16 protein-coding genes and 1 pseudogene are annotated in these 21,448 nt (G+C 62.9%); 10 read left to right on the top strand and 7 right to left on the bottom strand.

Annotated features, from left to right (window positions below; genetic code table 11):
• The first annotated feature begins 83 nt into the window (after positions 1-83).
• From QM701_RS18025 to QM701_RS18045, 5 genes and pseudogenes are all read left to right on the top strand, one after another.
• Positions 84-1,301, top strand: a complete 1,218-nt coding sequence (locus QM701_RS18025) for a FecR family protein (RefSeq protein WP_415168386.1) — start codon at positions 84-86, stop codon at positions 1,299-1,301.
• A 126-nt stretch (positions 1,302-1,427) separates the two neighbouring features.
• Positions 1,428-3,809, top strand: a complete 2,382-nt coding sequence (locus tag QM701_RS18030; RefSeq protein WP_415168387.1) for a TonB-dependent siderophore receptor — start codon at positions 1,428-1,430, stop codon at positions 3,807-3,809.
• Between the two features lie 79 nt (positions 3,810-3,888).
• Positions 3,889-4,200: a hypothetical protein gene (locus tag QM701_RS18035; protein WP_415168388.1), complete on the top strand. Its 312-nt coding sequence runs from the start codon at positions 3,889-3,891 to the stop codon at positions 4,198-4,200.
• 83 nt (positions 4,201-4,283) lie between these two features.
• Positions 4,284-5,913 (top strand): annotated as a pseudogene (locus tag QM701_RS18040) (PepSY-associated TM helix domain-containing protein).
• On the top strand, positions 5,906-6,259 hold the full coding sequence (locus QM701_RS18045; RefSeq protein ID WP_415168389.1) for a DUF3325 family protein: 354 nt from the start codon (positions 5,906-5,908) through the stop codon (positions 6,257-6,259). The pseudogene QM701_RS18040 and the gene QM701_RS18045 overlap by 8 nt, the downstream one beginning before the upstream one ends.
• Here the strand turns inward: QM701_RS18045 and gcvA are convergent.
• Positions 6,256-7,167 carry a transcriptional regulator GcvA gene (gene gcvA / locus QM701_RS18050; RefSeq protein ID WP_415168390.1) on the bottom strand — a complete coding sequence of 304 codons (912 nt, stop codon included), beginning with the start codon at positions 7,165-7,167 and terminating at the stop codon, positions 6,256-6,258. The genes QM701_RS18045 and gcvA overlap by 4 nt on opposite strands.
• A 203-nt stretch (positions 7,168-7,370) precedes the next feature.
• Here gcvA and QM701_RS18055 point away from each other — a divergent pair, with 203 nt between their 5' ends.
• The 5 genes from QM701_RS18055 (at position 7,371) to QM701_RS18075 (ending at position 12,509) form a co-directional block, all read left to right on the top strand.
• A complete protein-coding gene (locus QM701_RS18055; protein ID WP_415168391.1) occupies positions 7,371-8,144 on the top strand; it encodes an SDR family NAD(P)-dependent oxidoreductase in 774 nt (257 codons plus the stop codon).
• A gap of 76 nt (positions 8,145-8,220) precedes the next feature.
• Entirely contained in the window at positions 8,221-8,502 is a 282-nt protein-coding gene (locus QM701_RS18060; RefSeq protein ID WP_415168392.1) for a hypothetical protein, read from the top strand.
• A 129-nt stretch (positions 8,503-8,631) separates the two neighbouring features.
• Positions 8,632-9,861 carry an MFS transporter gene (locus tag QM701_RS18065; RefSeq protein ID WP_415168393.1) on the top strand — a complete coding sequence of 410 codons (1,230 nt, stop codon included), beginning with the start codon at positions 8,632-8,634 and terminating at the stop codon, positions 9,859-9,861.
• Positions 9,862-10,362: 501 nt separating this feature from the next.
• Complete coding sequence (locus QM701_RS18070) at positions 10,363-11,226, top strand: LytR/AlgR family response regulator transcription factor (protein ID WP_415168394.1); 864 nt, start codon at positions 10,363-10,365, stop codon at positions 11,224-11,226.
• The gene (locus QM701_RS18075; RefSeq protein ID WP_415168395.1) at positions 11,223-12,509 is read left to right on the top strand and encodes a GHKL domain-containing protein; all 1,287 of its coding nucleotides are present in this window, start codon (positions 11,223-11,225) and stop codon (positions 12,507-12,509) included. Before QM701_RS18070 ends, QM701_RS18075 begins: the two co-directional genes overlap by 4 nt.
• A gap of 61 nt (positions 12,510-12,570) precedes the next feature.
• Here the strand turns inward: QM701_RS18075 and QM701_RS18080 are convergent, their stop codons facing one another.
• The 6 genes from QM701_RS18080 to QM701_RS18105 all read right to left on the bottom strand — a co-directional run bounded on the left by QM701_RS18080 (position 12,571) and on the right by QM701_RS18105 (position 21,433).
• Complete coding sequence (locus QM701_RS18080; protein WP_415168396.1) at positions 12,571-12,927, bottom strand: type II secretion system protein GspK; 357 nt, start codon at positions 12,925-12,927, stop codon at positions 12,571-12,573.
• Between the two features lie 11 nt (positions 12,928-12,938).
• On the bottom strand, positions 12,939-14,345 hold the full coding sequence (locus QM701_RS18085; RefSeq protein ID WP_415168397.1) for a metallophosphoesterase: 1,407 nt from the start codon (positions 14,343-14,345) through the stop codon (positions 12,939-12,941).
• A gap of 1,349 nt (positions 14,346-15,694) precedes the next feature.
• Complete coding sequence (locus QM701_RS18090) at positions 15,695-16,495, bottom strand: SDR family oxidoreductase (protein ID WP_415168398.1); 801 nt, start codon at positions 16,493-16,495, stop codon at positions 15,695-15,697.
• A 53-nt stretch (positions 16,496-16,548) separates the two neighbouring features.
• Complete coding sequence (locus QM701_RS18095; protein WP_415168399.1) at positions 16,549-18,516, bottom strand: fructose-1,6-bisphosphatase; 1,968 nt, start codon at positions 18,514-18,516, stop codon at positions 16,549-16,551.
• A gap of 104 nt (positions 18,517-18,620) precedes the next feature.
• Positions 18,621-19,559: a LysR family transcriptional regulator ArgP gene (locus tag QM701_RS18100; RefSeq protein ID WP_415168400.1), complete on the bottom strand. Its 939-nt coding sequence runs from the start codon at positions 19,557-19,559 to the stop codon at positions 18,621-18,623.
• Positions 19,560-19,897: 338 nt separating this feature from the next.
• On the bottom strand, positions 19,898-21,433 hold the full coding sequence (locus QM701_RS18105) for an amino acid permease (RefSeq protein ID WP_415168401.1): 1,536 nt from the start codon (positions 21,431-21,433) through the stop codon (positions 19,898-19,900).
• Positions 21,434-21,448: the final 15 nt, after the last annotated feature.

Raw genomic sequence — 21,448 nt, forward strand, 5'->3', positions numbered from 1 at the left:
GAATTTCCGCCGGGCGGACCGAGATGAGGAATGGCCCACCCTCGTGCGTCTACACTGACAAGAGCAAGCCATTGCCTCCAGCCATGCCCTACGCCTCATCCTCTTCCGATCGACGCTCCGACCCCGCATCCGGCCCGGATGCCGACGAGCGCGAGTTCGACGCCTTCACCCGGACGCAAGACCCGTTGGACGTCGTGGCGGCCACCTGGGTCGTGCGCAGGCGCAACGGGCTGGGCGCCCGGGGTGAAGCCGAACTGCGGGCGTGGCTCGCCGCCGGTCCGCGCCATCGCCAAGCGTTCGAGGACATGGACGCCACCTTTGGCAACGTGCGGCAACTGCCCGACGACGACGTGGCCCGGCTGAAGGCCGGCCTGCCGGACGGACAGCGAACGGCCGATCCGCGCCCGGCCGCGACGGCCGGGCGTCCGCCACGACACTGGAGCAGCCTCTTCCCCCGGCCGGCGGGCTTATTGGCGGGCCTGATGAATGGCCTGTGCCCGCTCGTGCCCAGGGCCGCCGCCGCGACCGCCGCCCTTTCCATCTTGGGCGCGGGCTGGATGGGTTGGGAGCACTGGCGCCAGCAGCCGGTCTTCGAGCAGGGATACGCCACCGGGCGCGGGCAGCGGCTCACCGCCAACCTGCCGGACGCCGCTGATCCGGCGGACCCCAAGGGCAGCACCCTGCAATTCGATACCGCCACCCGCGCCCAGGTGCGCCTGTACCGCGACCGCCGCGAGGTGCGCCTGGAGGACGGGCAGGCCATTTTCGCCGTTCGCTCCGACGCGCGACGGCCGTTCCATGTTTACGCCGGCGCCTTGCGCATCACCGTGACCGGCACGCGGTTCTCGGTGCGGCATACCGATACCGGGCTGGATGCGGGCCGGACCGTCGTCTCGGTGGAAGAAGGCCGCGTGCGCGTGGCCCGTGCGGAGCCTGGGAAGAGGGCGGACACCGCCAGCCCGGCCGGCGTCGCGCTGGAACTGACCGCCGGCCAGAGGGTGGCGGCCGACGCGCGGGGCGAGCTCGGCGCGGTGGCGAGCCTGCCGCCCGGCGCCATCGCGCCCTGGCGCGACGGGCGCCTGAACTTCGACCACACGCCGCTGGCCCAGGCCCTCGCCGAGTTCGAACGCTACGGCGACACGGGGCTGGTGGTGCGCGACCCGGCGGTGGCCGCGCTGCCGGTGGGCGGCAGTTATTCCCCGGGCCAGCATCAGCAGTTCGCCAGGGCCTTGCCGCAGTTCCTGCCGGTGCGCCTGGTGCGGCGCGGCGGGGTCACGGAAGTGGTGGCGCTGCCGCGATAAAAAAGTTTGAATAATTCTCATTTGCGACGTGAGGGTTCGCGGGGGGAACTGCGTCTTCATCGGTAGGAGGATCTCGGGCGGCGTCCGGGGTCCGGAAATCAACCACCGATCCAGGAGTTTTCACCCATGCGCGCAGCGCAGCAGACGAAGCGTTTCACCCCGGCTCGCCGGGTTTCGGCCACCGCCCTCGCCGTGGCCCTGGCGGCCGTCCTGGCCGCGCCGGTCCACGCCCAGAGCGGCGCCGCGCCGGCCCCCGTGTCGATCGACATTCCGGCGCAGAGCCTGGGCCGGGCGCTCAACGAGCTGGCACGGCAGGCCAATCTGCAACTGAGCTTCCCGGCCGAGCTGGTGGCCGGCAAGACGGCGCCGGCCGTCTCGGGGCAGCTCACCACGCGCCAGGCCCTCGATCGCCTGCTCGCCGGCAGCGAGCTGGAGGCCAGCGTGAACGGCGATGCGGTGCTGGTGAGGAAGGCCGCGCCGGCGCAGCGTTCGTCGGCCGAAGAGAAGGAACTGGCGGCCGTGGTGGTGACCAATCTGCGCGAGAACCGCATCTCCAAGGGGGCGACCGGCCTGCCGATGGATATCAAGGAAACGCCGCAGAGTATCACCACCTTCACCTCCGAGGAGATGCGGGATTACGGCGTCAATGAAAGCAACAGGGCGCTGGAGATGGTCACCGGCATCAACGTCGAGCAGTACGAGACCAACCGGGCCACCTTCAATTCGCGCGGTTTCGAGATCCAGCTCACCCAGATCGACGGCCTGGGCATGACCAACAGCTGGGGCACGGTGGTCGGCCAGCAGGACACCTTCCTGTTCGACAAGATCGAGGTGATCCGCGGCGCCAACGCCTTGCTGACCGGGGTCGGCAATTCCTCGGGCACCATCAACTACGTACGCAAGCGTCCCACCAACAAGGACGAGGGCGAGATCGAGGTGAAGGCGGGCGCCCACGACATGAAGCGCGTGGCGCTGGACTACAACAAGGTGCTCACCGAAGACCGCACCGTCGCCGGCCGGATCGTGCTGATCCACCAGGACACGGATTCCCACATCCGCGACCTGAACGATCGCAACACCACGCTGTACGGCGTGATCGACAGCCAGATCGGCAGCAGCGGCGTGCTGACCTTCGGCCTCACGCACCAGGACGCGCGCCAGAAGTCGCCGATGTGGGGCTCGCTGACGCTGAACTACCTGGACGGCGGTCTGGCGAAGTTCCGCACATCCTCCTCGACCTCGCAGGACTGGGCCTACTGGAACACCAAGTCCACCAGCGCCTTCCTCGAATACACCCACTACCTGAACGACAACTGGGAAGGCAAGCTCACCTACAACCGGCGCCATGCCGAGGAGCAGACCCGCCTGCTCTACGCCTATTCTCCGGCCGGCGGCCTGAACGCCGACAATACCGGGCTGATCGGCTGGCCCTACGGCAGCTACACGACCACCGACAGCGACCTGATCGACGCCAACCTCAGCGGCAAATTCGACCTGTTCGGCCGCCAGCACGAACTGATCGTGGGCCTGAGCCATTCGGTCGAGGAGACCGACACCGACATCTATCCCTTCGATGCGTCCTACATGCTCCTGCCGCTGCCGGCCTTCCCGTACGGCGGCGACGCCTATCCGGAGCCGAACTGGGGGAAGCGCACGTCCGACTCCGGCGGCAAGCAGGGCCTGACCCGGCTCTACGTCGCCTCCCGCCTGGCCCTGACCGACCGGCTGCGCGTGCTTCTGGGCCTGAACTCGGTCAAGCTCTCGCGTGAAGGCAACGCGCGCTACGGCTCGGTCACCACCAAGACCGAATACCCGGACACCCGCAAGTCCAGCCCCTACCTCGGCTTCACCTACGATCTGACGTCCAACCTGCTGGGCTATGCCTCCTACTCGGAGATTTTCCAGAACCAGGATCAGAAGGACTTCAACGGCGTCTACCTGGACCCCATGAAGGGCGTCAATCATGAAGTGGGCCTCAAGGCGGACTGGCTGGACAAGCGCCTGCTGACCACCTTCGCCCTGTTCCGGGCCAAGCAGGAGGGCCTCGCCACCTATGCCGGCATGAACGGGAGCGACTACTACTACGTGCCGCAGGACGTGAAATCCAAGGGCTTCGAGTTCGAGGCCAGCGGCCGGATCGGCCGCGATTCCCGCCTCGCCTTCGGCTTCACCCGCCTCAAGCTGACCGGTCCGGACGGCGAAGACATCTACGAATGGGTGCCGCGCACCACCGCCAAGCTGCGCTTCGACACCAGCGTGCCGGGACTGCCGGACCTGCGCCTGGGCCTGGCCACGCGCTGGCAGTCCGACGTGCACAAGGAGGGCGGCGCCCGCCAGGACTCGTACTTCGTGTCCGACGCGTTCGCCACCTACCAGCTCAGCAAGGACTTCTCCGCGCGGCTCAACGTGCACAACCTGTTCAACAAGAAGTATGTGATCGGCATTGCGTACGGCGCGCTGTACGGCGAACCGCGCGGTGCTTACATCTCGCTTGACTACAAGCTTTGAGGGCGAGCCCGGAGCGGCCCGTTCCACCGGGCCGTTCCGGCGCCTGTTTCATCGCATGCAACGGACGTAGCGACGCGACATGACGAGCCTGCTTTCCCGGACCTCCGGCCGGAGATTGTCCATCGCCCTGCGCATCCTCGCCGCCATCCTCGGCGGCTGGGCCTTCGCCTGGGGGTTCGTGGCCTGCGGCACCGCCGCCCTGGTCGGCCTGGGCGTGGAGTTCCACGATGCCGAGATGGCCCTCCTGATGCTCGGCCTGCTGGTCTTTCTCGGCGTCTTCCTGTGGTCCTTCGCCGCGCGCAGCGTGCCGCGCGTGTACGGCGTGCTGGCGGGCGGGGCGGTGCTGCTGCACGCCGCCGCCCTGCTGCTGCAGCGAGCGATCCTGTCCTGAGAGGCCCGCGCATGTCCACGAGTTTCCGCCACGCCATGACCTGGCTGCACACCTGGTTCGGCCTCGCGCTGGGCTACGTGCTGATGAGCTGCTTCTTCTTCGGCGCGCTGTCGGTGTTCGACCGCGAGATCGACCGCTGGGCGCTGCCCGAAACGCGCTTCGCGCCGCAGCCCATGCCGTCCTTCGCCGCCGTGCTGCTGCCCGCTTTCGCCAAGCTTGAGCCGAATCCCGCGGACTATGCCGTCAACATGCCGGCGATGCACGATCCGGCCCGGGGCCCGCAGACTCCGCGCCTGGAGCTGCCGGCCGACGAATACTGGGCCTACACCACCCACCGCGACCCGGTGCTGGCCATCGGCGCCGGTTTCCGCGTGCCGCTGCCCAAGGACGCCGAGGCGCACAACCACATCCACGGCGACGCCACGATCGACCCGCGCAGCGGCGCCTTCGTGCGCTCCGACCAGCTCAGGATCGGCAGCCAGTGGTTCTACCCGATGCACTACAGCCTGAACTGGAGCTGGCACAACCTCGGCATCTTCACCGTCGGCCTGGCCGGGCTGGTGATGCTCGCCGCGCTGGTCAGCGGCGTGATCATGCACCGCAAGTTCTTCCGCGAGTTCTTCACCTTCCGCCCCGCGAAACGGATCAGGCGCAGCCTGCTCGATCTGCACAACCTGACCGGCGTGGTGGCGCTGCCCTTCCATTTCTTCTTCGCCTTCACCGGGCTGCTGATCTTCGCGGGGTACTACTATTTCCCGGTCGCGCAGTTCCAGCTCAAGCCGCTGCACGACCGGCACGAGGTCGCCGAGGCGCGCGCAACCGGGCTGCCGCACCAGCGGGCCGGCAGGCCGGCGCCGCTCGCCCCGGTCGAACGCGATGATGGCCGAGGCCAGGCGCCGCTGGGCGGCGCGCGACATGGCCGGCGAGATCGGCCTCCTGCAACTGCATCACTTCGGCGACGCCAACGGCTACGTGAGCGTCTACCGCGCCGGCGGCGACCGCGTGGCGCTGGTCGGCGAGGGCATCCACTTCAAGGCCAGCACCGGCGAGGTGCTGCGCGAGGACCCGCCGCGCACGGCGGTCGCCGAGACCAACGAATTCCTCACCGGCCTGCATCTGCAGCACTTCAAGCATTGGCCGCTGCGCTGGCTGTACGTGCTGGGCGGCCTGCTGGGCTGCGCGTGCATCGCCACCGGCTTCATCTTCTTCGTCGAAAAGCGCAAGCAGCGGCACGCCGAGGCCGGCGGCCAGGGCAGCCGGGTGGTGGACGCGCTGGCCGTGACCGCCGTCACCGGCATGGCGCTCGCCGCCGTCGGCATGCTGGTGGCCAATCGGCTGCTGCCGGCCGATCTGGCGGGCAAGGGCAACGCGGAAAAGCTGGCCTTCTGGGGCCTCTGGGGGCTGGCGATGCTGCATGCCGTCGCGCGCGGCGCGCCGGTGGCGCAGGCGCGCATGAACCCGGCCTGGCGCGAGCAGTGCTGGGCGCTGGCCGGCCTCGCGCTGGCGGCCGTGGCACTCAACGCGATCACCACGGGCGATCACCTGATCAAGACCGTGTTCACCGACACTTACTGGCCCGTGGCCGGCGTCGACCTGAGCCTGTTGGCCGTTGCCGGCACGGCGGCGTGGGCCGCGCGCACGCTGGCGCGGCGCGAGCGCGGCGGTGTCGCCTCGGCGGCCGCACGGCCGGCGGCGGAGGAGGCGCATGTCTGAAGCGACATGGCTGGCAGCCGCCGCCGTCCTCGGCCTGGCGGGCATGGCCGGGCTGGCGCTGGCGATGGACGCGCACTGGAGCCAGGTGATGCGCCGGCCGGCCGGCGAGGCATTGCACACGCGGCGCATGCTGCGCGCGCTGGGCGCCGCGGCCTTGCTGCTGTCGCTGGCGGCCTGCCTGATGGCCGATCGTCCCTCGATGGCGGTGCTGGTATGGGTGATGCTGCTGGCGGGCAGCGCCTTGGCGGTGGCGATGGCCCTGGCGTGGCTCCCCACGGCGACGAGGCCGCCGCGCGCGCAGGAGTCAAATGACGAACGTCGTCACGGACAGACTTCGCGCCGCTAAGCCGTAGCCTCTTTGAGCAGCCAGTCCCGGAAGGCAACCAGCCCCGGCTTGCCGGAACATTCGGCACGATAAACGACGTAATAGGCGAGCGGCGAAGGGAAGGCTATCGTCGGGAACAGCCGGACCAGCAGTCCGTTGGCAAGATCGCCCCACGCCATCACGCTGCGGGCAAGCGCCACCCCTTGCCCCTCGATCGCGGCTTGCAGGACGGCCGCCGAGTTGTTGATCATCATGCCGCGCGTGGCGGCGACATCCGTCATGCCCGCTTTCCGCAGCCACGCCTCCCACGTGGGAAAAGCGGCATGGCTGTCCATCGACAGGTCGTGGATCAGGGTCTCGCGCGCCAGATCGGCCGGCTTCCGCAAGCGCTCCGGCTCTTTGAGCAATTTGGGCGAGCACACCGGATAGACCTCCTCGTCCATCAGCCTGTCCGCGGTCAATCCCGGCCAGCTGCCCATGCCGTAGCGCACGCCGATATCGATCCGCTGGGCAACGAAATCCACCGCCTTGAGGCTGGTGTCCAGGCGGACGTCAGTGTCGGGCCAGGCGGCCTGGAATCTGTCGAAGCGCGGCAGCAGCCACTTGGCGGCAAAGGCCGGGCTGACCGTCACGGTGAGCACGCTGCCGGCCGACTCCTCCTTGAGCCGTTCCAGGCCCAGCGCGAGCCTGTAGAAACCGGCGCGGATGTCGGGCAATGCACGATCGGCCGCCTCGGTGGTGACGAGTCGCGTCCTTCCACGGGCGTTGCGAAGGAACAGCGGCGTACCCAGCCATCCCTCCAGCGCACGCACGAGCTGGCCGACCGCGGCGGGAGTGACGTGGAGTTCGGCCGCCGCCGCGGTGAAGCTCTGATGCCGGGCGCTCGCCTCGAATGCGCGCAAGGCGTTCAGGTGCACGGGTAATTTCATATGGATAAAGTTTTTCTTTCAGAGTCGGACACTTTATCTCATTTGTCCGGCGCCCGGAATCGGAGAAAAATCTCGCTCAGGTAGTAGGGAATTACAAAATGAACCGTGATCGCACCGGCGACCGCCGATGTCGAGCGGAACGAATAGTTTTTCTATTTCACCAAAGCCCTGCCGACGGGCAGGCACGGAGAGAGGTTTACAGCATGAGCGATCAATTCAAGGGCAAGAAGCTGCTGGTGGTCGGCGGCACCAGCGGAATGGGCTTGCAGACGGCCCGCATGGTTCTCGCCGAAGGCGGCAGCGCGGTAATCGTCGGCAGCCGCCCGGACAAGACGGAAGACGCGCGCAAGGAACTGGCCGCGCCGGGCCGGGTGTGGGCACTAACGGCGGACATATCCGGCAGTCAGGGGCTGGCCGTCCTCCTCAAGGCCATCGACGAGCAACACCCGGACATCGACCTGCTGATCAACGCGGCCGGCGTGTTCTTCCCCAAGCCCTTCCTGGAACACCAGGACGCGGACTACGACCGGTACATGCAACTGAACAAGGCGTTTTTCTTCGTCACGCAGAAGGTTGCCGCCAACCTGATCGCCCGGGATCGTCCGGGCGCGATCGTCAACATCGGCTCGATGTGGGCCAGGCAGGCCATCGCGGCCACTCCGTCGTCGGCCTACTCGATGGCCAAGGCCGGCCTGCATGCGCTGACGCAGCACCTAGCGATGGAACTGGCGCCGAAGCACATCCGCGTCAATGCGGTGTCGCCGGCGGTGGTACAGACCCCGATCTACGAGGGTTTCATCCCGAAGGCCGAAGTGCCGAGCGTCCTGCAGGGCTTCAACGGCTTCCACCCGATCGGCCGTGTCGGCACCCCGCAGGATGTCGCCGAAGTCATCACCTTCCTACTCTCGGACAGGGCGAGCTGGGTCACCGGCGCGATCTGGGACGTGGACGGGGGCGTGATGGCTGGCCGCAACTGAAGCACAGCGGGCAAGTGCTTCAGGCCGTCCGTACCGACTCTCAATCGAACGACTCATCCAACCAGGAGAAACGCAAATGGTCTATCTGCAGATCACCCTCAAGATCGCCAACGTCAACCGGGCTGCCGCCGCCGATATCTACCGGAAGTACAAAGCGCCCTTCCTCACCACCATCGCTGGCGCGAAATCGAAGGAGCTGCTGGTGCGCGATGAAGACGTGCAAGTGCTGCACGGCTTCGACAGCAAGGAAAACGCGAACGCTTACCTGCAGAGCGAGCTGTTCACCGCCGACGTGGTCGCCGGTCTCGAGCCGCTCCTCGATGCCGCGCCTGAAGTGCGCATCTATCAGGTCGCGTAGTCCCTCCGCGCCGGGCTCCCGCACGGCAAATCGACGGCGCCGCGCAGGCCGGCCGGGAATTAAACTTCCGGGAACGGGTCACTCGGCCGAGGTAGGATGTCGCGCTGCGCCCTCACGTTCCGAGTTCAAATGTCACACATCGACGTAAGCCCGCTGGCCGGGCAACATTCAGCGGCCCTCTTCTCCCACGCCCGGAGCAACCTCGCGCGGCTGACGATCGCGCAGGCGCTTTCGGGCGCGAACGCGGTGGTCGTCTATGCCACCGGCGCCATCGTCGGCAACGCGCTCGCGCCGAGTCCCGCGCTGGCGACGCTGCCAATCTCGATCTTCGTGGTGGGGATGGCGGTGTGCTCGCTGCCCGCCGGGGCCATCGCCCGGCGCCACGGCCGCCGCGCCGCCTTCCTGATCGGGACGGGGTGCGGCGTGCTGGTCGGCCTGCTCGCGGCTTTGGCGGTGGTGCTGGGCCTCTTCTGGCTGTTCTGCGCGGCGACCTTCTTCGGCGGCGCCTATGCCGCCGTGGTCCTCTCCTTCCGCTTCGCGGCGGCGGATTGCGTGCCGCCGGACCGGCGTCCGCGCGCGCTGTCGCTGGTCATGGCGGGCGGGGTGCTAGCCGGGGTGATCGGGCCGCAGCTCGTCACCTACACCATGAATCTGTGGATGCCTTACCTGTTCGCCGGAACCTTCCTGGCGCAGGCGGCCGTTGCCGTCGCGTCCGCGCTCGTCCTGCTGGGCGTCCGCCTGCCCAGGCCGACGGCGGCGGAGGCGGCCGGCGGCCGTCCGCTCGCCGTCATCGCCCGCCAGGCGAAGTTCATCACCGCCGTGACCTGCGGGGTCGTCTCCTATCTGCTGATGAACTTCCTGATGACCGCCGCGCCGCTGGCCATGCGCATGTGCGGCCTGTCGCAGGAGACGTCCAACCTCGGCCTGCAGTGGCACGTCGTCGCCATGTATGCCCCGAGCTTCTTCACCGGGCGGCTGATCACGCGCTTCGGCGCGCGTCGGGTGGTCGCGGCGGGCCTCGCGCTGACCGCCGTCTCGGCCGCCGTCGGCCTGTCGGGTATCGACGTCGCCCATTTCTGGCTTACCCTCATCCTGCTCGGCGTAGGCTGGAATTTCGGCTTCGTGGGCGCGTCGGCGCTGGTGCTGGAGTGCCATCGGCCGGAGGAAAAGGCGCGCGTCCAGTCGTTCAACGACTTCATCGTCTTCGGGACGGTGGCCTGCGGCTCGCTCCTGTCCGGCAGCGTGCTGACGGCCTACGGATGGAACACCGTGCTGTGGCTGTCGTTCGTTCCGCTCGCGCTGGCGGTTGTCGTGCTGGTATGGCCGGCGGCGAGCCGTCGTATCGGTACCCCAAGGTGATTTGAACCACTCCCAGAACGTCAAGGTTCTCAGCCGCACCCGTTCTTTCCCCGGGGCCGAATCCTTGTCTACGGGCACCTTCAGCGCCTTGCATCACCATCCGTGGGGTCTGGCCAACTTACGGTACAGATGGGATGTCAGTTTAATTTTTGGTGGTAATGAATGGGGCTGGTTGTTGGCCTGAGCCGCCGTTGGCATAGCATATTTGAATGGCTGATGTCGGGCCGACTGCCGACACTGGCGCGGATCTTGGCCTGAACGGCAATCATCCGTAAGTTACCAGTTTGCAAGGAATCCCGCTCGGCTAAGGATCGGCCGCTGTACGTCCATGTTCCCACGCCTTCTAGGAGAAACGGGCCATTGAGTCGGAAGGGAGTCAGCTTACCAAGAGCGGAGGCGCGTAGTTACGCCAGATTGCGTAGAACTCGCTTCCATTGACACGATTGCTGCTGACCAAGACGTAGCGCTTCATCGAGTTTTCGCGCGAGCGGCTGGCTCGGATTGAATGACGATCTTTCGGGAGGGTTCCGGCGGAATTTCGCCACCGTGGCACACGGCAATCCGACGGAGACCTTCGACTGGCGTGCGATAATTCCTTTCTTTCATTTTTGCCCTCAAAGGCAATCGATGATTCGCATTGCGATCTGCGACGACGTATCACATGAACTGCGGGATCTCGTCGCACTGACCGAGCAGTACCTGTCCATCAACGGTGTCAGTGCCGAAATAACCGGATTCATCCACCCAGATGCGCTGCTGACAGCCATCGAGGCGATGAATTTTCACCTTTACGTGCTGGACATCGCCATGCCGATGGTCAGCGGTCTGGAATTGGGCAGGGAAATCCGGCGCCTCGACTGCGAGGCACAGATTATCTATGCCACCACCGAGCCGCAGTTTGCCTTGCAGGCATACGCAGCAAATCCCGCCGGCTATCTCGTCAAACCGATCGACAGGCTGCAATTGTTCGACGTTCTGGCGTTCGCCATCGCCAGAGCCGATAGCAACGACGAGAGGACCTTCACCGTAAAAACGGCCGACAGCCTACGGGTCATCAACGTGTCGAACATCGTCTGCTGCGAATATCGCAATCACGCGGCAGTCTTCAGCGTCGCCAACGGCGAAAAGCTGGTCAGCCGGACCTTCCGGGAGAGTTTTCCGGAATACTGCGCACGGCTCTTGAACGATACGCACTTTGTGCAATGCCACGCCGCGTTCCTGATCAACATGCGTCGAGTGGAGTCTTTCACCAGGGACAGTTTCACGCTTCACGGCGGCAAACTCGTGCCCATCGCGTCCAAGCGATACCCCGCCGTACGGGATGCGTACATGGATTATCTGACGGCAAACGGGAAGAACCGATGAGCCAGCACTTTCCCGATCTGCTGAGAGCGGCAATCACCGACGTCATGGTCATTCTCCTGATGTGCACCATGGCGACGCCAAAATACAAAAACAGAGGCGTATACGCCCTTGCAATACTCGTCATATTGACCACGAATCTGAGCGTCAACTATTACTTTTATCGCACCGGAAACTACACCGCCGTATTTCACGTCGATCTGGCGATGCTGCTGATCATCGGGATCGCGCTGAAACCTCTTTTTTCCGACCGGATTATGCAGTGGTGCTTCAGCTACATCACCATGATCAACATCGATGCCGCGGTGGTGTTTCTAAGCTATTTCTTCAGGGAGCTTTTCCCAGACCCGCTCTATGGCAACTCCTGGATACGCCTCATTCTGTTTTCAGTCATCATTTTCGCGTTCCACAAATGGGTGTCCGGCCCGTATCGCAAGGTGCTCGATTATTGGCACATCCATCTGTTGCCAATCGTCGCGCTGTTGGCCTGTTTTCTCGGATATTTTTTCGGCGGCGACATCCGCGAAATGCTGACCAAAAATTACCTGCCCCTGTTCTTTCTCATCCTGCTGGGTTTTTCGGTATATGTGAGTATCATATATTCGCTCAAGATCATAGCGAAGCAGTATGCGATGCGCGAAGAGACCCTGGCCATCCAGGCGGAACGGGAATATCTTCAACTGGCGGCGAACGGCATGTCGGAAAGGTTCAAGCTGATGGAAGAGGCGGCGCTGCAAAACAGCCACGCCGCCCATGATCGCCGCCATTTCAACAGCGTGCTTCTGGGGCTGCTGGAGCAAGGGCAAGCAGGAGAGGCCGCAGCCTTGCTGCAGAGCCAGAACTATACGACACCGAGAATCGGCAAGGTCTATTGCGAGAACCCCGCCGTCAATGCTGCAGTCTGCCACTACGCAGACATCGCGGAGCAGGCCGGCATACGGACGGAAATCTCCCTGGATATCCCCGCCCGCCTGAGCGTGGATACGCTGGAGCTTTCCATGGTGATTTCGAACCTGATGGAAAACGCCATTCATTCCTGTAAGCGGCTGCCGGCGGGGAGGCCGCTTTATCTCCGTTTCATTTGCCGGAACGTCGGGCGGCTATTGCTCGAAATGGAAAATCCCTGCCCCGACGAAGCTGCGCTCGACGGAAACGGTCATCCGGTCGTCCGCGTGGACGGTCACGGCATCGGCGGCAAGAGCGTCGCCGCCTTTGCCAAGAAATATGCGGCTGAACTGTTATACCAAATCGAAAACTCGGTCTTTCGGGTACGTCTCTTGGTGTAGCAACTCCGGAAGAATGCGCGAATGTTGACCGACGGGAACCCTGCCGGCGGCAATTGAGTGCTCATCCAAGGCGGCAAGTGCAACCCCTGGGAAAGAGCCCCCGGGCGCCCATTCCGCCTCCGGATCGGCTACTGCCGGCCGATCCAAACGATCTCCGGCATCCTCCCGCGCTTGACGATGCATGAGCGCTTGCAGCCGCACGCGGGCTCGCCCGTAGCGTGCTCGACGTCGGCCACAAAGTCTGGCTCTCGACGGCGTAGGTGGAGTAGAGGCTGGTCCGGGCGGAGGCGCGCAGGTTATCCGGCAGGGCGTCGAGGAAATCCTGCGCAGAGGTGAAATGCGCCCGCGCCCGGCGGGTGACCAGCGACGCCGCGTCCTTCAGCGACGGGCCGGGCGTCACCGCCATCAGGAAACTCATTCGTCATTAGACTAGCTGCTGACGGTTGCCGTGACATCGACGACGTTGCCCGCATCCACGAACTGGTACAGCGCGGTCACATCCTTGCCGGACGACCCGGTCGTTACGACGGCAAAGGTACGGGAACCCACTGTGGAGTTGGCGTTGTGGTCAATCCAAGTACCGGAGTTCAAATAGCATTTCCCGCTGTCGGTATCGCGACGCGCGGGCACATGGGTATGCCCGAACACGACCACTTCCACGTTCGCTTCGGCCGGATTCTCCAGATAGTTCGCTTTGGCCCACGTGAAATAGGACTCCGGGAACGCGGGAGCAACAACAGCTCCGGTAACCGACGATGCAAAAGTGTTCTCGGGAACCTTGACCTTGTTGGCCGTCTGACGGGCAGCCCAAGTGGTTTGAATATTCTTGAACAGCTTGGGCGCCGAAATGAATCTTTTGCCGTCACCATCCGTCTGTATATCCGGATAGAAATCCTTGTAACTGTAATCGTCGTTGAATCCGGAGATGCGCATCTGGAATATCTTCACTTCCGCATCGAAGTACCTGCTCTCGTAAGGAGTCATTCGATTGGAGATGGAGCGGAGTATCTTGTGATACGTGTATGCGCCCGACTGATCGGCAATGTTGGATTCAGTCTGTATTGCCGAGAAATCCGCATCCGTGATCTCGGGCAAACTCTGGGGCACGCTGGGCTGCCCCTCCAATACCCAAGTAGCGGCATAGCGTGCATAAAAATAGCCAGCCGGCAGGATGGTGGTACCAGGATTTCCGCACAATGCTTCATTGCTGATGGTGTCCGGCGCGGAAAATACGTCGTAACGATGACCATGTTCGATGACGATCTCGTTCCGGTCGCCGGTGTAATAGGCACCGAGCCCTTGGGGATCCCCATTGCTGTTTTCGCTGCTGGCTTGAAACAGGCCCGGGATCGCTGCCTGCAGGACGCTCGCCCTCAGCGTCAGATCATGGTTTCCGGGAACATAAACCAGCTTTATGCCACTTGTGATCACTTTGTTCAATTCGTCGAACACACTCTGATTGTTCGCAATGACGTTCCTGTAAAACTGATCCTGATCCGTGTAGAGCGGGTAATAGTAGACTGGCAAATACCACTCATCCAGAAAATCGCCGGCAATCACCAACTCCCGCACATCCTTCGTATTTTGCAGGCTCTGTAGAAACTTGATAAGCAACGGGCGATTCTGCAGGGTTTCGGTGTAGTTGTCGTCGACGCCCAAATGGAGATCGCTGATGATGATGATCTTGTTCCTGGCATCGCCGGTGTCCCATAAAGGGTTGGCGCCAGAATCCGAATCGGAATCTGAACCACCCGAGCATCCTGAAACGTTCAGGGCCACAAACGTGCCTGCGCCCACGCCGAGACTTCTAATAAAATCCCTTCGAGAAAAATTCATGTTGGAACTCCGACAATCCGACATCGTTTTGTAAGTTTGGAATTTTGACGATATCCCGACATATCGAGAAAACGAGCCATTGCACTTGGTTGTGCCGTTTTTGCACTTAGAACCTATTTCAGTAGGTGAGAGTTTTTCCGATAACGCTCCCATCACAAAGTGACAGGAGAAAGCAATGGGATTGGTGACGAAAGGTGACAACTGGCGTCTGGACGATAAGCTATGGAAGCGAATGGATCGGGTTGATCGTTTCTTGGTTCAAAAAAGCTCGCCAAAGGTGGACATGAAGGAGTGCGTTGATTCGGCCCGGCTTCCGTGCTGAATGTTTTGCGTTAGGCGAAACTAGACAGTCTGCTTATGGCCGAATGTACGCATTGGACCGATCGCGTAAAACATCCATGGAGACAGGAAAAACTCCCGCGTGAGCAAAAACTGGGCAAAATTCCGTTTTCTTTCCAACCAGTAGGCCATCCAGAGAATCGTGGGTTGGGTGGGCGGTGGGAAGGCTATGGCGGACAGTTCTAACGAAGCGATTTCGATTTTGAAAAGTCCGGTTAGCATACCGGAATAAATTGGGAAGTCGATGAGTGATGCTAGAATAAAAAAACAACAGTAACTTATTGAAAATAATAAATTTCAATAATGGCGCTGGCGAAACTCCATGAACCAATCGAGTTTGGTGCTAGAGATCTGCCGGAGACTCGGCTGGAAGTAGTTTCGGCTGGGTATGTTGAGGGGTGCTGCGGACGGGCTTTCGGAAGGAAGCCCGTTTTTCCTTGGGGAAAGCGGGTTTGGTGCGGCAAGTTTGCCCGGCAAGCGAAGGTGGCTTAATTAGGGGCTCTGTGCCTACCCAGCGCAATTAGAGCAGCATAGCCAACTCGTGCAACGCAGCCGAAGCAGGCATTCGCAAACCATCGATGCCAATGAATGCTCGGCGTCCGGTTTGGAAAGATGGTTGCATCTAAAAATGGCCCCGAGCCAAACACAAAAGCTAATGGACGCCGTTAACATCTAGAGTTCGGAATCAAGCCAAGGCGGTTCTCAGAAATGTTGGTGCTGCCTAGGTCGTAAAGCGTTTTCTAGCGTGATGTCCGCAAAAGGCACGATCTGGACCTAGCTAGATAGTGTAAGCAGACGTTCAACCCATCAAATTGCCAATGGCCGGTCTGTTTTCAGAATCGGTCATTTTTCATTGAGCAGGCCACTGACCGCTAAGGCCGAAAAACGGATATCGAGGTCATAACTGCTCACACGGTCAGGCGGGAGATGCCGTTGCCCGGATCGAGCTTCGAAAATCTCCTTATGGAGCCTCGACAAGCCCGATCCCAAGCGTGTCTTCCTGGTCGCCCTCACACCACCATCGGCGTGACCGCCCCGTCCATCGAAACGATGGCGCCGGAGATGTAGCTGGCCCTCGCCGAACACAGGAACAGCACGGCGTCGGCAATCTCCTCCGGCTCGGCGACGCGCCCCAGCGGCAGGTCGGCGCTGGTTTTGGCGAGGGCTTCCTCGATGCTGACGCCATGCGCGCGCGCCTCGACCGCTAGGCCGGCCTGCATGCGTTCGGTCCGGGTGGTGCCGGGGTTGACCGCGTTGACCCGGATGCCGCGCGGGCCGTAGGCCGCGGCCAGGCCGGCGCTGACCAGCATCAGCGAGGCGTTGGCGGCGCCGCCCGGCAGATGCAGCGGCTTGCCGATCTTGCCGCCGGAACCGACCACGTTGAGGATCACGCCGCTGCCCCGCGCGGCCATCCGCTTGATTATCGGGTCGATCAGGTGGATGTAGGTGAAGTACTTGGCCTCCATGGCCTCGTGCCAGTGCTGCGGCGTCAGCTCGTCGGGCGGCGTCCGCTTGGCGGCGCCGGCGCAGTTGACCAGGATGTCGATCGGTCCCCGCTGCCGCTCGGCCTCGTCCACGACGGCGGCGGCCGCGGCCGCGTCGCGGAGGTTGGCCGGGAACACGGCGATGCGTTCTTCCGCGCCGGGATGGCGTTCGAGCAGGGTCCGGCGGGCGGCTTCGAGGTGGGCGGCGTCGCGCGACACGAGGCTGACCCGCGCCCCTTCGCCGAGAAAGCCGGCGGCGCAGGCCAGGCCGATGCCCTTGCTGCCGCCGCCGATCAGCACATGCTTGTCTTGAAGCTGGAGATCCATGGTTTTTCCTGGGTTGAAAGCGGGTTGAAAAAAAACAGGCCGCGAGCCGTGGCTCACGGGACGTTGTGTTCCTTGATCGAACCTTCGCGGTAGGCGTGCAGCAGGGCGTCGAGGTCGTCGATCTGCTTCTGGATTTCCTTGCCGCGGTCGGTGTCGCCGACGCGCAGCCGGTGCGGGTGAGTGTGGATGATCTCGGTCTCGCTGTCGATGTCGAGTTCCTCGGAAACCGCCTTCTGCGTCGATTCGAACGGCTGGTGCGCGGAGAGCAGCAGGCCGCGCGAGTTGGAGATCAGCGTGTAGCCGGCGATGCCCGTTTCCTTCTGGTAGGCGCGCGAGAAGCCGCCGTCGATGACGATCAGCTTGCCGTTGGCCTTGATCGGCCGCTCGCCCTTGGTCACCTTGACCGGCACGTGGCCGTTGATGATGCAGCCCGTCTCGGGGTCGAGGCCGAATTCGGCGAGGATCTTGCGGGCATTCTGCTCGGTGTCGCGCAGGGTGTAGTAGGGGTTGCGCTTCTCCGCGTGAGTGGCCTTGTCGGCCAGGAAATAGCGCTCGAAGGTGGCCATCTTCTCCTTGCCGAACAGCGGCGACTGCGGCGCGCACCACAGGAACCACATGGCGTCCATGCCGTACTGCTTGACCGTCGGATTGTCCGTGGCGAAGTAGCCCTGGCGCGCCAGGCGGTCGACGCGGTCGAGGAAGGGCTTGCCGGCGAACGACTTGCCGTCAACGTTGAAGGCGCGGAACTCGCCGTCGTCGTTCATGGCGATGCAGCCGTGGTAGAGCAGGTTGCCGTCGTGGGCGAGATAGATGCTGCCGTTGGAGAAGAGGAAGCGCACGTGCTGCTGCAGCTTCTTGCTGTTGACGAAGGAGAGCTTGAGCTTGTCCACCACCATCCGTTCTTCGTCGGTAAGGACGTCGGGGCGCTGCGGGTCGATCGTCGGGAAGCGCGTGTCGAGCAGCGGATAGTCCGTGCCGCCGATGCTGACCACGCCGCGCGCGTAGTCGATCTTGTCGAGCAGCAGGCGGTCGTCCATGCCGTAGTGCGGGCGGCGCTTGATGATCTGGCTCTCCAGCTTGAACTGGATGACGGCCATGGCCTTCTGCATCTGCGCCATCAGCCGGATTTCCTGCTCGGTGAAGTTGTCCTCGGGCGAGACCTTGGGCTGGAACAGCCTGCACGGATCGTCCTTGTAGGTTTCCAGGGCGAACGAGGCGAGCGGGATCAGGCTGATGCCGTAGCCGTTCTCCATCGTCTCCAGGTTGCCGTAGCGCAGGCTGGTGCGGATCACGTTGGCCATGCAGGCCTCGCTGCCGGCGGCGGCGCCCATCCACAGGATGTCGTGGTTGCCCCACTGGATGTCCACGTCGTGGTGCTCCATCAGGAGGTCCAGGATGATGTGCGCGCCGGGGCCGCGGTCGTAGATGTCGCCGATGACGTGCAGCCGCTCGACGGCCAGCCGCCGGATCAGCTCGGCCAGCGTGGTGAGGAACACCGTGGCACTGCCGGTGGACACGATGGTGTCGATCTGGCTCTGGTAGTACGCCGCCTTGAACTCGACGCCCTCCTGGTCGTAGAGCAGCTCCTCGATCGGTTCCGCCAGGTGGTCGGGCAGGAAGCTGCGCACCGTCGAGCGCCGGTACTTGGCCGTCAGGCTGCGGCAGAACTTGACCAGGCGGACCAGCTTGAGGCGGCACCACTCGTCCTTGTCCTCGACCGCGGCCAGCATCTGCGGAATCTTCAGCTCGGGGTAGTAGATCAGCGTCGCCAGGTTCCGCCGCTCGGACTTCGACAGGCTGTTGCCGAACATTTCCTCGATCTGCCGCCAGATCGCCCCGGCGCCGTTGCGGATCACGTGGTTGAACGCCTCGTGCTCGCCATGCACGTCGGAAAGGAAGTGCTCCGTGCCCTTGGGCAGCTGCAGGAACGCCGAGAGATTGATGATCGCCGTCGAGGCCGCCTGGATCGTCGGATATTTTTCCGAGAGGAGCTGCAGGTATTTGAGCGAGGTTTTTGCCATGATCGGACTCTTCTTGGAAATTGTGAGGGGCAGACAGGCGCCGGATGGTTTTGTTCCGGATGGAATGCGGGATGGCCCAAGTATCTCCGCACGGCCGACGGGGGTCAATCGAGCCGTTTGGCGTTCTTCCCGTCGCGGCGCAGGCAGCGGTCGGCGGCTGCGGTGATTGCCCGGGTTAACGAATCCAGCAGCGTCGATTCGAGGTTCCAGCAATGCCAGTAGAGTTCGACGGGCAAGGCCGAGCCGGGCGCCAGGTCGATCAGGTCGCCGGAATCGAGCAGCGGACGCACCAGAAGTTCCGGCACCACGCTGGCCCCCCAGCCGGCCACGGCCGCCTTGACCTGGCCTTCCGAACTGGGGACAAAACACTGATTCAGGTTGACTTGCTTCATGCGGAATTCGCGGCTGATGAATTCGGCCTGCAAGTCGTCCTTGCGGTTGAACGCGATGAAAGGCATCTTGCGAAAGCTGTGCGGAGATAGTCCGTCCGGGCAGAATCGTTCAATCGCGGCTTTACTGGCCACTGCCACGTACGCCATGGCGCCGAGTGAAACGATTTTGCATCCACGCAATACCTGCTGGAGCGTGGTCACGCAGCCGAGCACCTGGCCTTCGCGCAGCCAGTCCTGCGTGAAATCCTGGTCGTCAGTGATGATCTCCAGGGGGAGCCCTTGCTGCATCAGCGCGTCGAGGGCGGGCAGCGCCCAGGTCGCGATGCTGTCCGCGTTGACCGCGATGGAAACCCGGTCCTCCTCACGCGCGCCGTTGCTCGTGCCGGGACTGAGCTTGCGCAGATCGTGCTCGAGATCGGAATGGAGGAGTCGCAACTGCATCGTGTGTTTGAGCAGCAGGCGTCCGGCCGGAGTGGGTTTGAGCGGGTGTCTGCGGACGATGAGTACTGTCCCGGCGTGGGTCTCAAGGGCGCGGAGCCGTTGCGAGACGGCCGACTGAGTGATGGAAAGCCGTTTCGCGGCCCGTTCGAAGCCGCCCTCCTCGACGATGGCGGCCAGGCATTCGAGGAGTTCGGGGGCAAAACGGTTCATGGAGAGCCTCTCGATACAGTGGATCTTCCGCTACAAAACAAGGTCTTGTGACCACAGGAAAGGCGCCGGGAAGCAAATCCCCGTGAGACGACGAGTACGGAAAACGTGTTTCGGCAGACAGCCAAGGACGACTCAGTTGTTCCCTGAGGTATTTGTGTCGAAAGAACGCGATCGGCTAACGTTCACTCGATTGTTCTGTATTAGCAATCTTTATGAAACGAAAGAATAATAAGCGTATTAGTAGGCCGCGCCGCTAACGCTAAGGCCAAGCTTTGATGAACCCCGGCAAAGCCGGGGTTCATCACAAATCCGCGACGGGAAAGACAAGGGCTGCATGGTCATAACCCGGTAGTTTCCGCCGAACCGTTCTCCAGGTGACCTTGCCGGAGCGTGAATTCGGCATTCGATTTTTCCACGAGCAAGGTGTTGTGCCGGCTGTAGGTGAAATAGACGGCCATTCCTATTGCATACCAGCAGCCGAAGAACAGGAAGGTGTTCGTCGGTAATTGGGAGATCAGAAAGCCGCAGAAGAGCACAGCCAGCGGCGCCACGATCGAAACGGCAGGGCAACGGAACGGACGCAGGGCATCCGGTTCCGTTTTGCGCAAGACCATGACGCCGATGGAGACGACGCAAAACGCAAATAATGTGCCCATGTTGCACAGTTCGGCAATGATGTTTATCGGCAGCAATCCGCTGAGTATGCATACGACGATACCGGTCGCGATGGTGATCTTGTCGGGCGTGCCATATTTGGGGTGAATCTTCACCAGGCTTTGCGGAATCATTCCGTCACGACTCATGGCCAGGGCGACTCGCGTCTGGCCGTACATCATCACCAGCAGCACGGTGGTGATGCCGCAGATCGCGCCGACGGCCACCAGGGCGCTGCCGAAATTCATGCCCAGGGTGCGAAGCGCGTAGGCGACCGGCTCGCTGTTGTTCAGCGAGGCGTAAGGAACAACGCCGGTAAGAACGGCGGCCACCGCAATATAGAGGATCGTGCAGGCAACCAACGAACCGATGATTCCGATGGGAATGTCCCGGTTCGGATTCTTGCATTCTTCGGCCGCGGTTGAGACGGCGTCGAAACCGATGTAGGCAAAAAACACGATGGCTGCACCGGTCGCCACGCCGCCAAGGCCGAAAGGCAGAAAAGGCTGCCAGTTCATCGGTTCTACATGGGGACTTGCCAAAAGCAGGAACAGGGCGACGCAGGCAAGTTTTATGAATACCAGTATCTTGTTGAATTTCGCGCTCTCTTTTGAGCCGAGCACCAACAGGTAAGTCAGGAAGGCGACGATCAAGACCGCCGGAGCATTGACGATGCCGCCATCGGCGGGAACGGCTGTCCATGCCTTGGGCAAATCGATTCCTGCCGTCTTGAACAGGCCGACGGCGTAGCCTGACCATCCGGCAGCCACGGCCGCCGCGCCGACGGTGTATTCGCAGATGAGCGCCCAACCGACGATGAAAGCCCCCAATTTGCCGATCGAAGCGTAGGCGAAGGTATAGGCGCTGCCCGCGGCGGGAATCATGGCCGCGAGCTCGGCATACGCCATGGCGGCGAAGCCGCAGGCCAGGGCGGACAGGATAAAGGACAACATGATGCCCGGACCCGCATATTTGGCGGCGGCCACGCCGGTAAGAACGAAGATTCCCGTGCCGATGATGCAACCGATTCCGAGCAGGACCAGATCCAGCGAGCCGAGTGTCTTCTTCAGCGCATGTCTTTCGGTGCCCTTGATGATCTCGGCGATGCTTTTCGTATGAAATATGCCCATTTTGACTGCCCCCTCTTGTTGTACGTTGATGACGCCATGCCAGAACAGTTGCCCAGGCCTTGTCTGCGCGCCGGGGGCGCCTTGAGGCACCCCGGCTGCTGCTTC

The organism is Propionivibrio sp., assembly GCF_047602565.1.
Lineage (GTDB): Bacteria > Pseudomonadota > Gammaproteobacteria > Burkholderiales > Rhodocyclaceae > Propionivibrio.

Coding starts and splice junctions, on each gene's coding strand:
- QM701_RS18045 (WP_415168389.1), top strand. CDS start 5,906: ATGTCTGAAGCGACATGGCTGGCAGCCGCCGCCGTCCTCGGCCTGGCG.
- QM701_RS18030 (WP_415168387.1), top strand. CDS start 1,428: ATGCGCGCAGCGCAGCAGACGAAGCGTTTCACCCCGGCTCGCCGGGTT.
- QM701_RS18055 (WP_415168391.1), top strand. CDS start 7,371: ATGAGCGATCAATTCAAGGGCAAGAAGCTGCTGGTGGTCGGCGGCACC.
- QM701_RS18085 (WP_415168397.1), bottom strand. CDS start 14,345: ATGAATTTTTCTCGAAGGGATTTTATTAGAAGTCTCGGCGTGGGCGCA.
- QM701_RS18090 (WP_415168398.1), bottom strand. CDS start 16,495: ATGGATCTCCAGCTTCAAGACAAGCATGTGCTGATCGGCGGCGGCAGC.
- QM701_RS18080 (WP_415168396.1), bottom strand. CDS start 12,927: ATGAGTTTCCTGATGGCGGTGACGCCCGGCCCGTCGCTGAAGGACGCG.
- QM701_RS18025 (WP_415168386.1), top strand. CDS start 84: ATGCCCTACGCCTCATCCTCTTCCGATCGACGCTCCGACCCCGCATCC.
- QM701_RS18065 (WP_415168393.1), top strand. CDS start 8,632: ATGTCACACATCGACGTAAGCCCGCTGGCCGGGCAACATTCAGCGGCC.
- QM701_RS18100 (WP_415168400.1), bottom strand. CDS start 19,559: ATGAACCGTTTTGCCCCCGAACTCCTCGAATGCCTGGCCGCCATCGTC.
- QM701_RS18060 (WP_415168392.1), top strand. CDS start 8,221: ATGGTCTATCTGCAGATCACCCTCAAGATCGCCAACGTCAACCGGGCT.
- QM701_RS18095 (WP_415168399.1), bottom strand. CDS start 18,516: ATGGCAAAAACCTCGCTCAAATACCTGCAGCTCCTCTCGGAAAAATAT.
- QM701_RS18075 (WP_415168395.1), top strand. CDS start 11,223: ATGAGCCAGCACTTTCCCGATCTGCTGAGAGCGGCAATCACCGACGTC.
- gcvA (WP_415168390.1), bottom strand. CDS start 7,167: ATGAAATTACCCGTGCACCTGAACGCCTTGCGCGCATTCGAGGCGAGC.
- QM701_RS18035 (WP_415168388.1), top strand. CDS start 3,889: ATGACGAGCCTGCTTTCCCGGACCTCCGGCCGGAGATTGTCCATCGCC.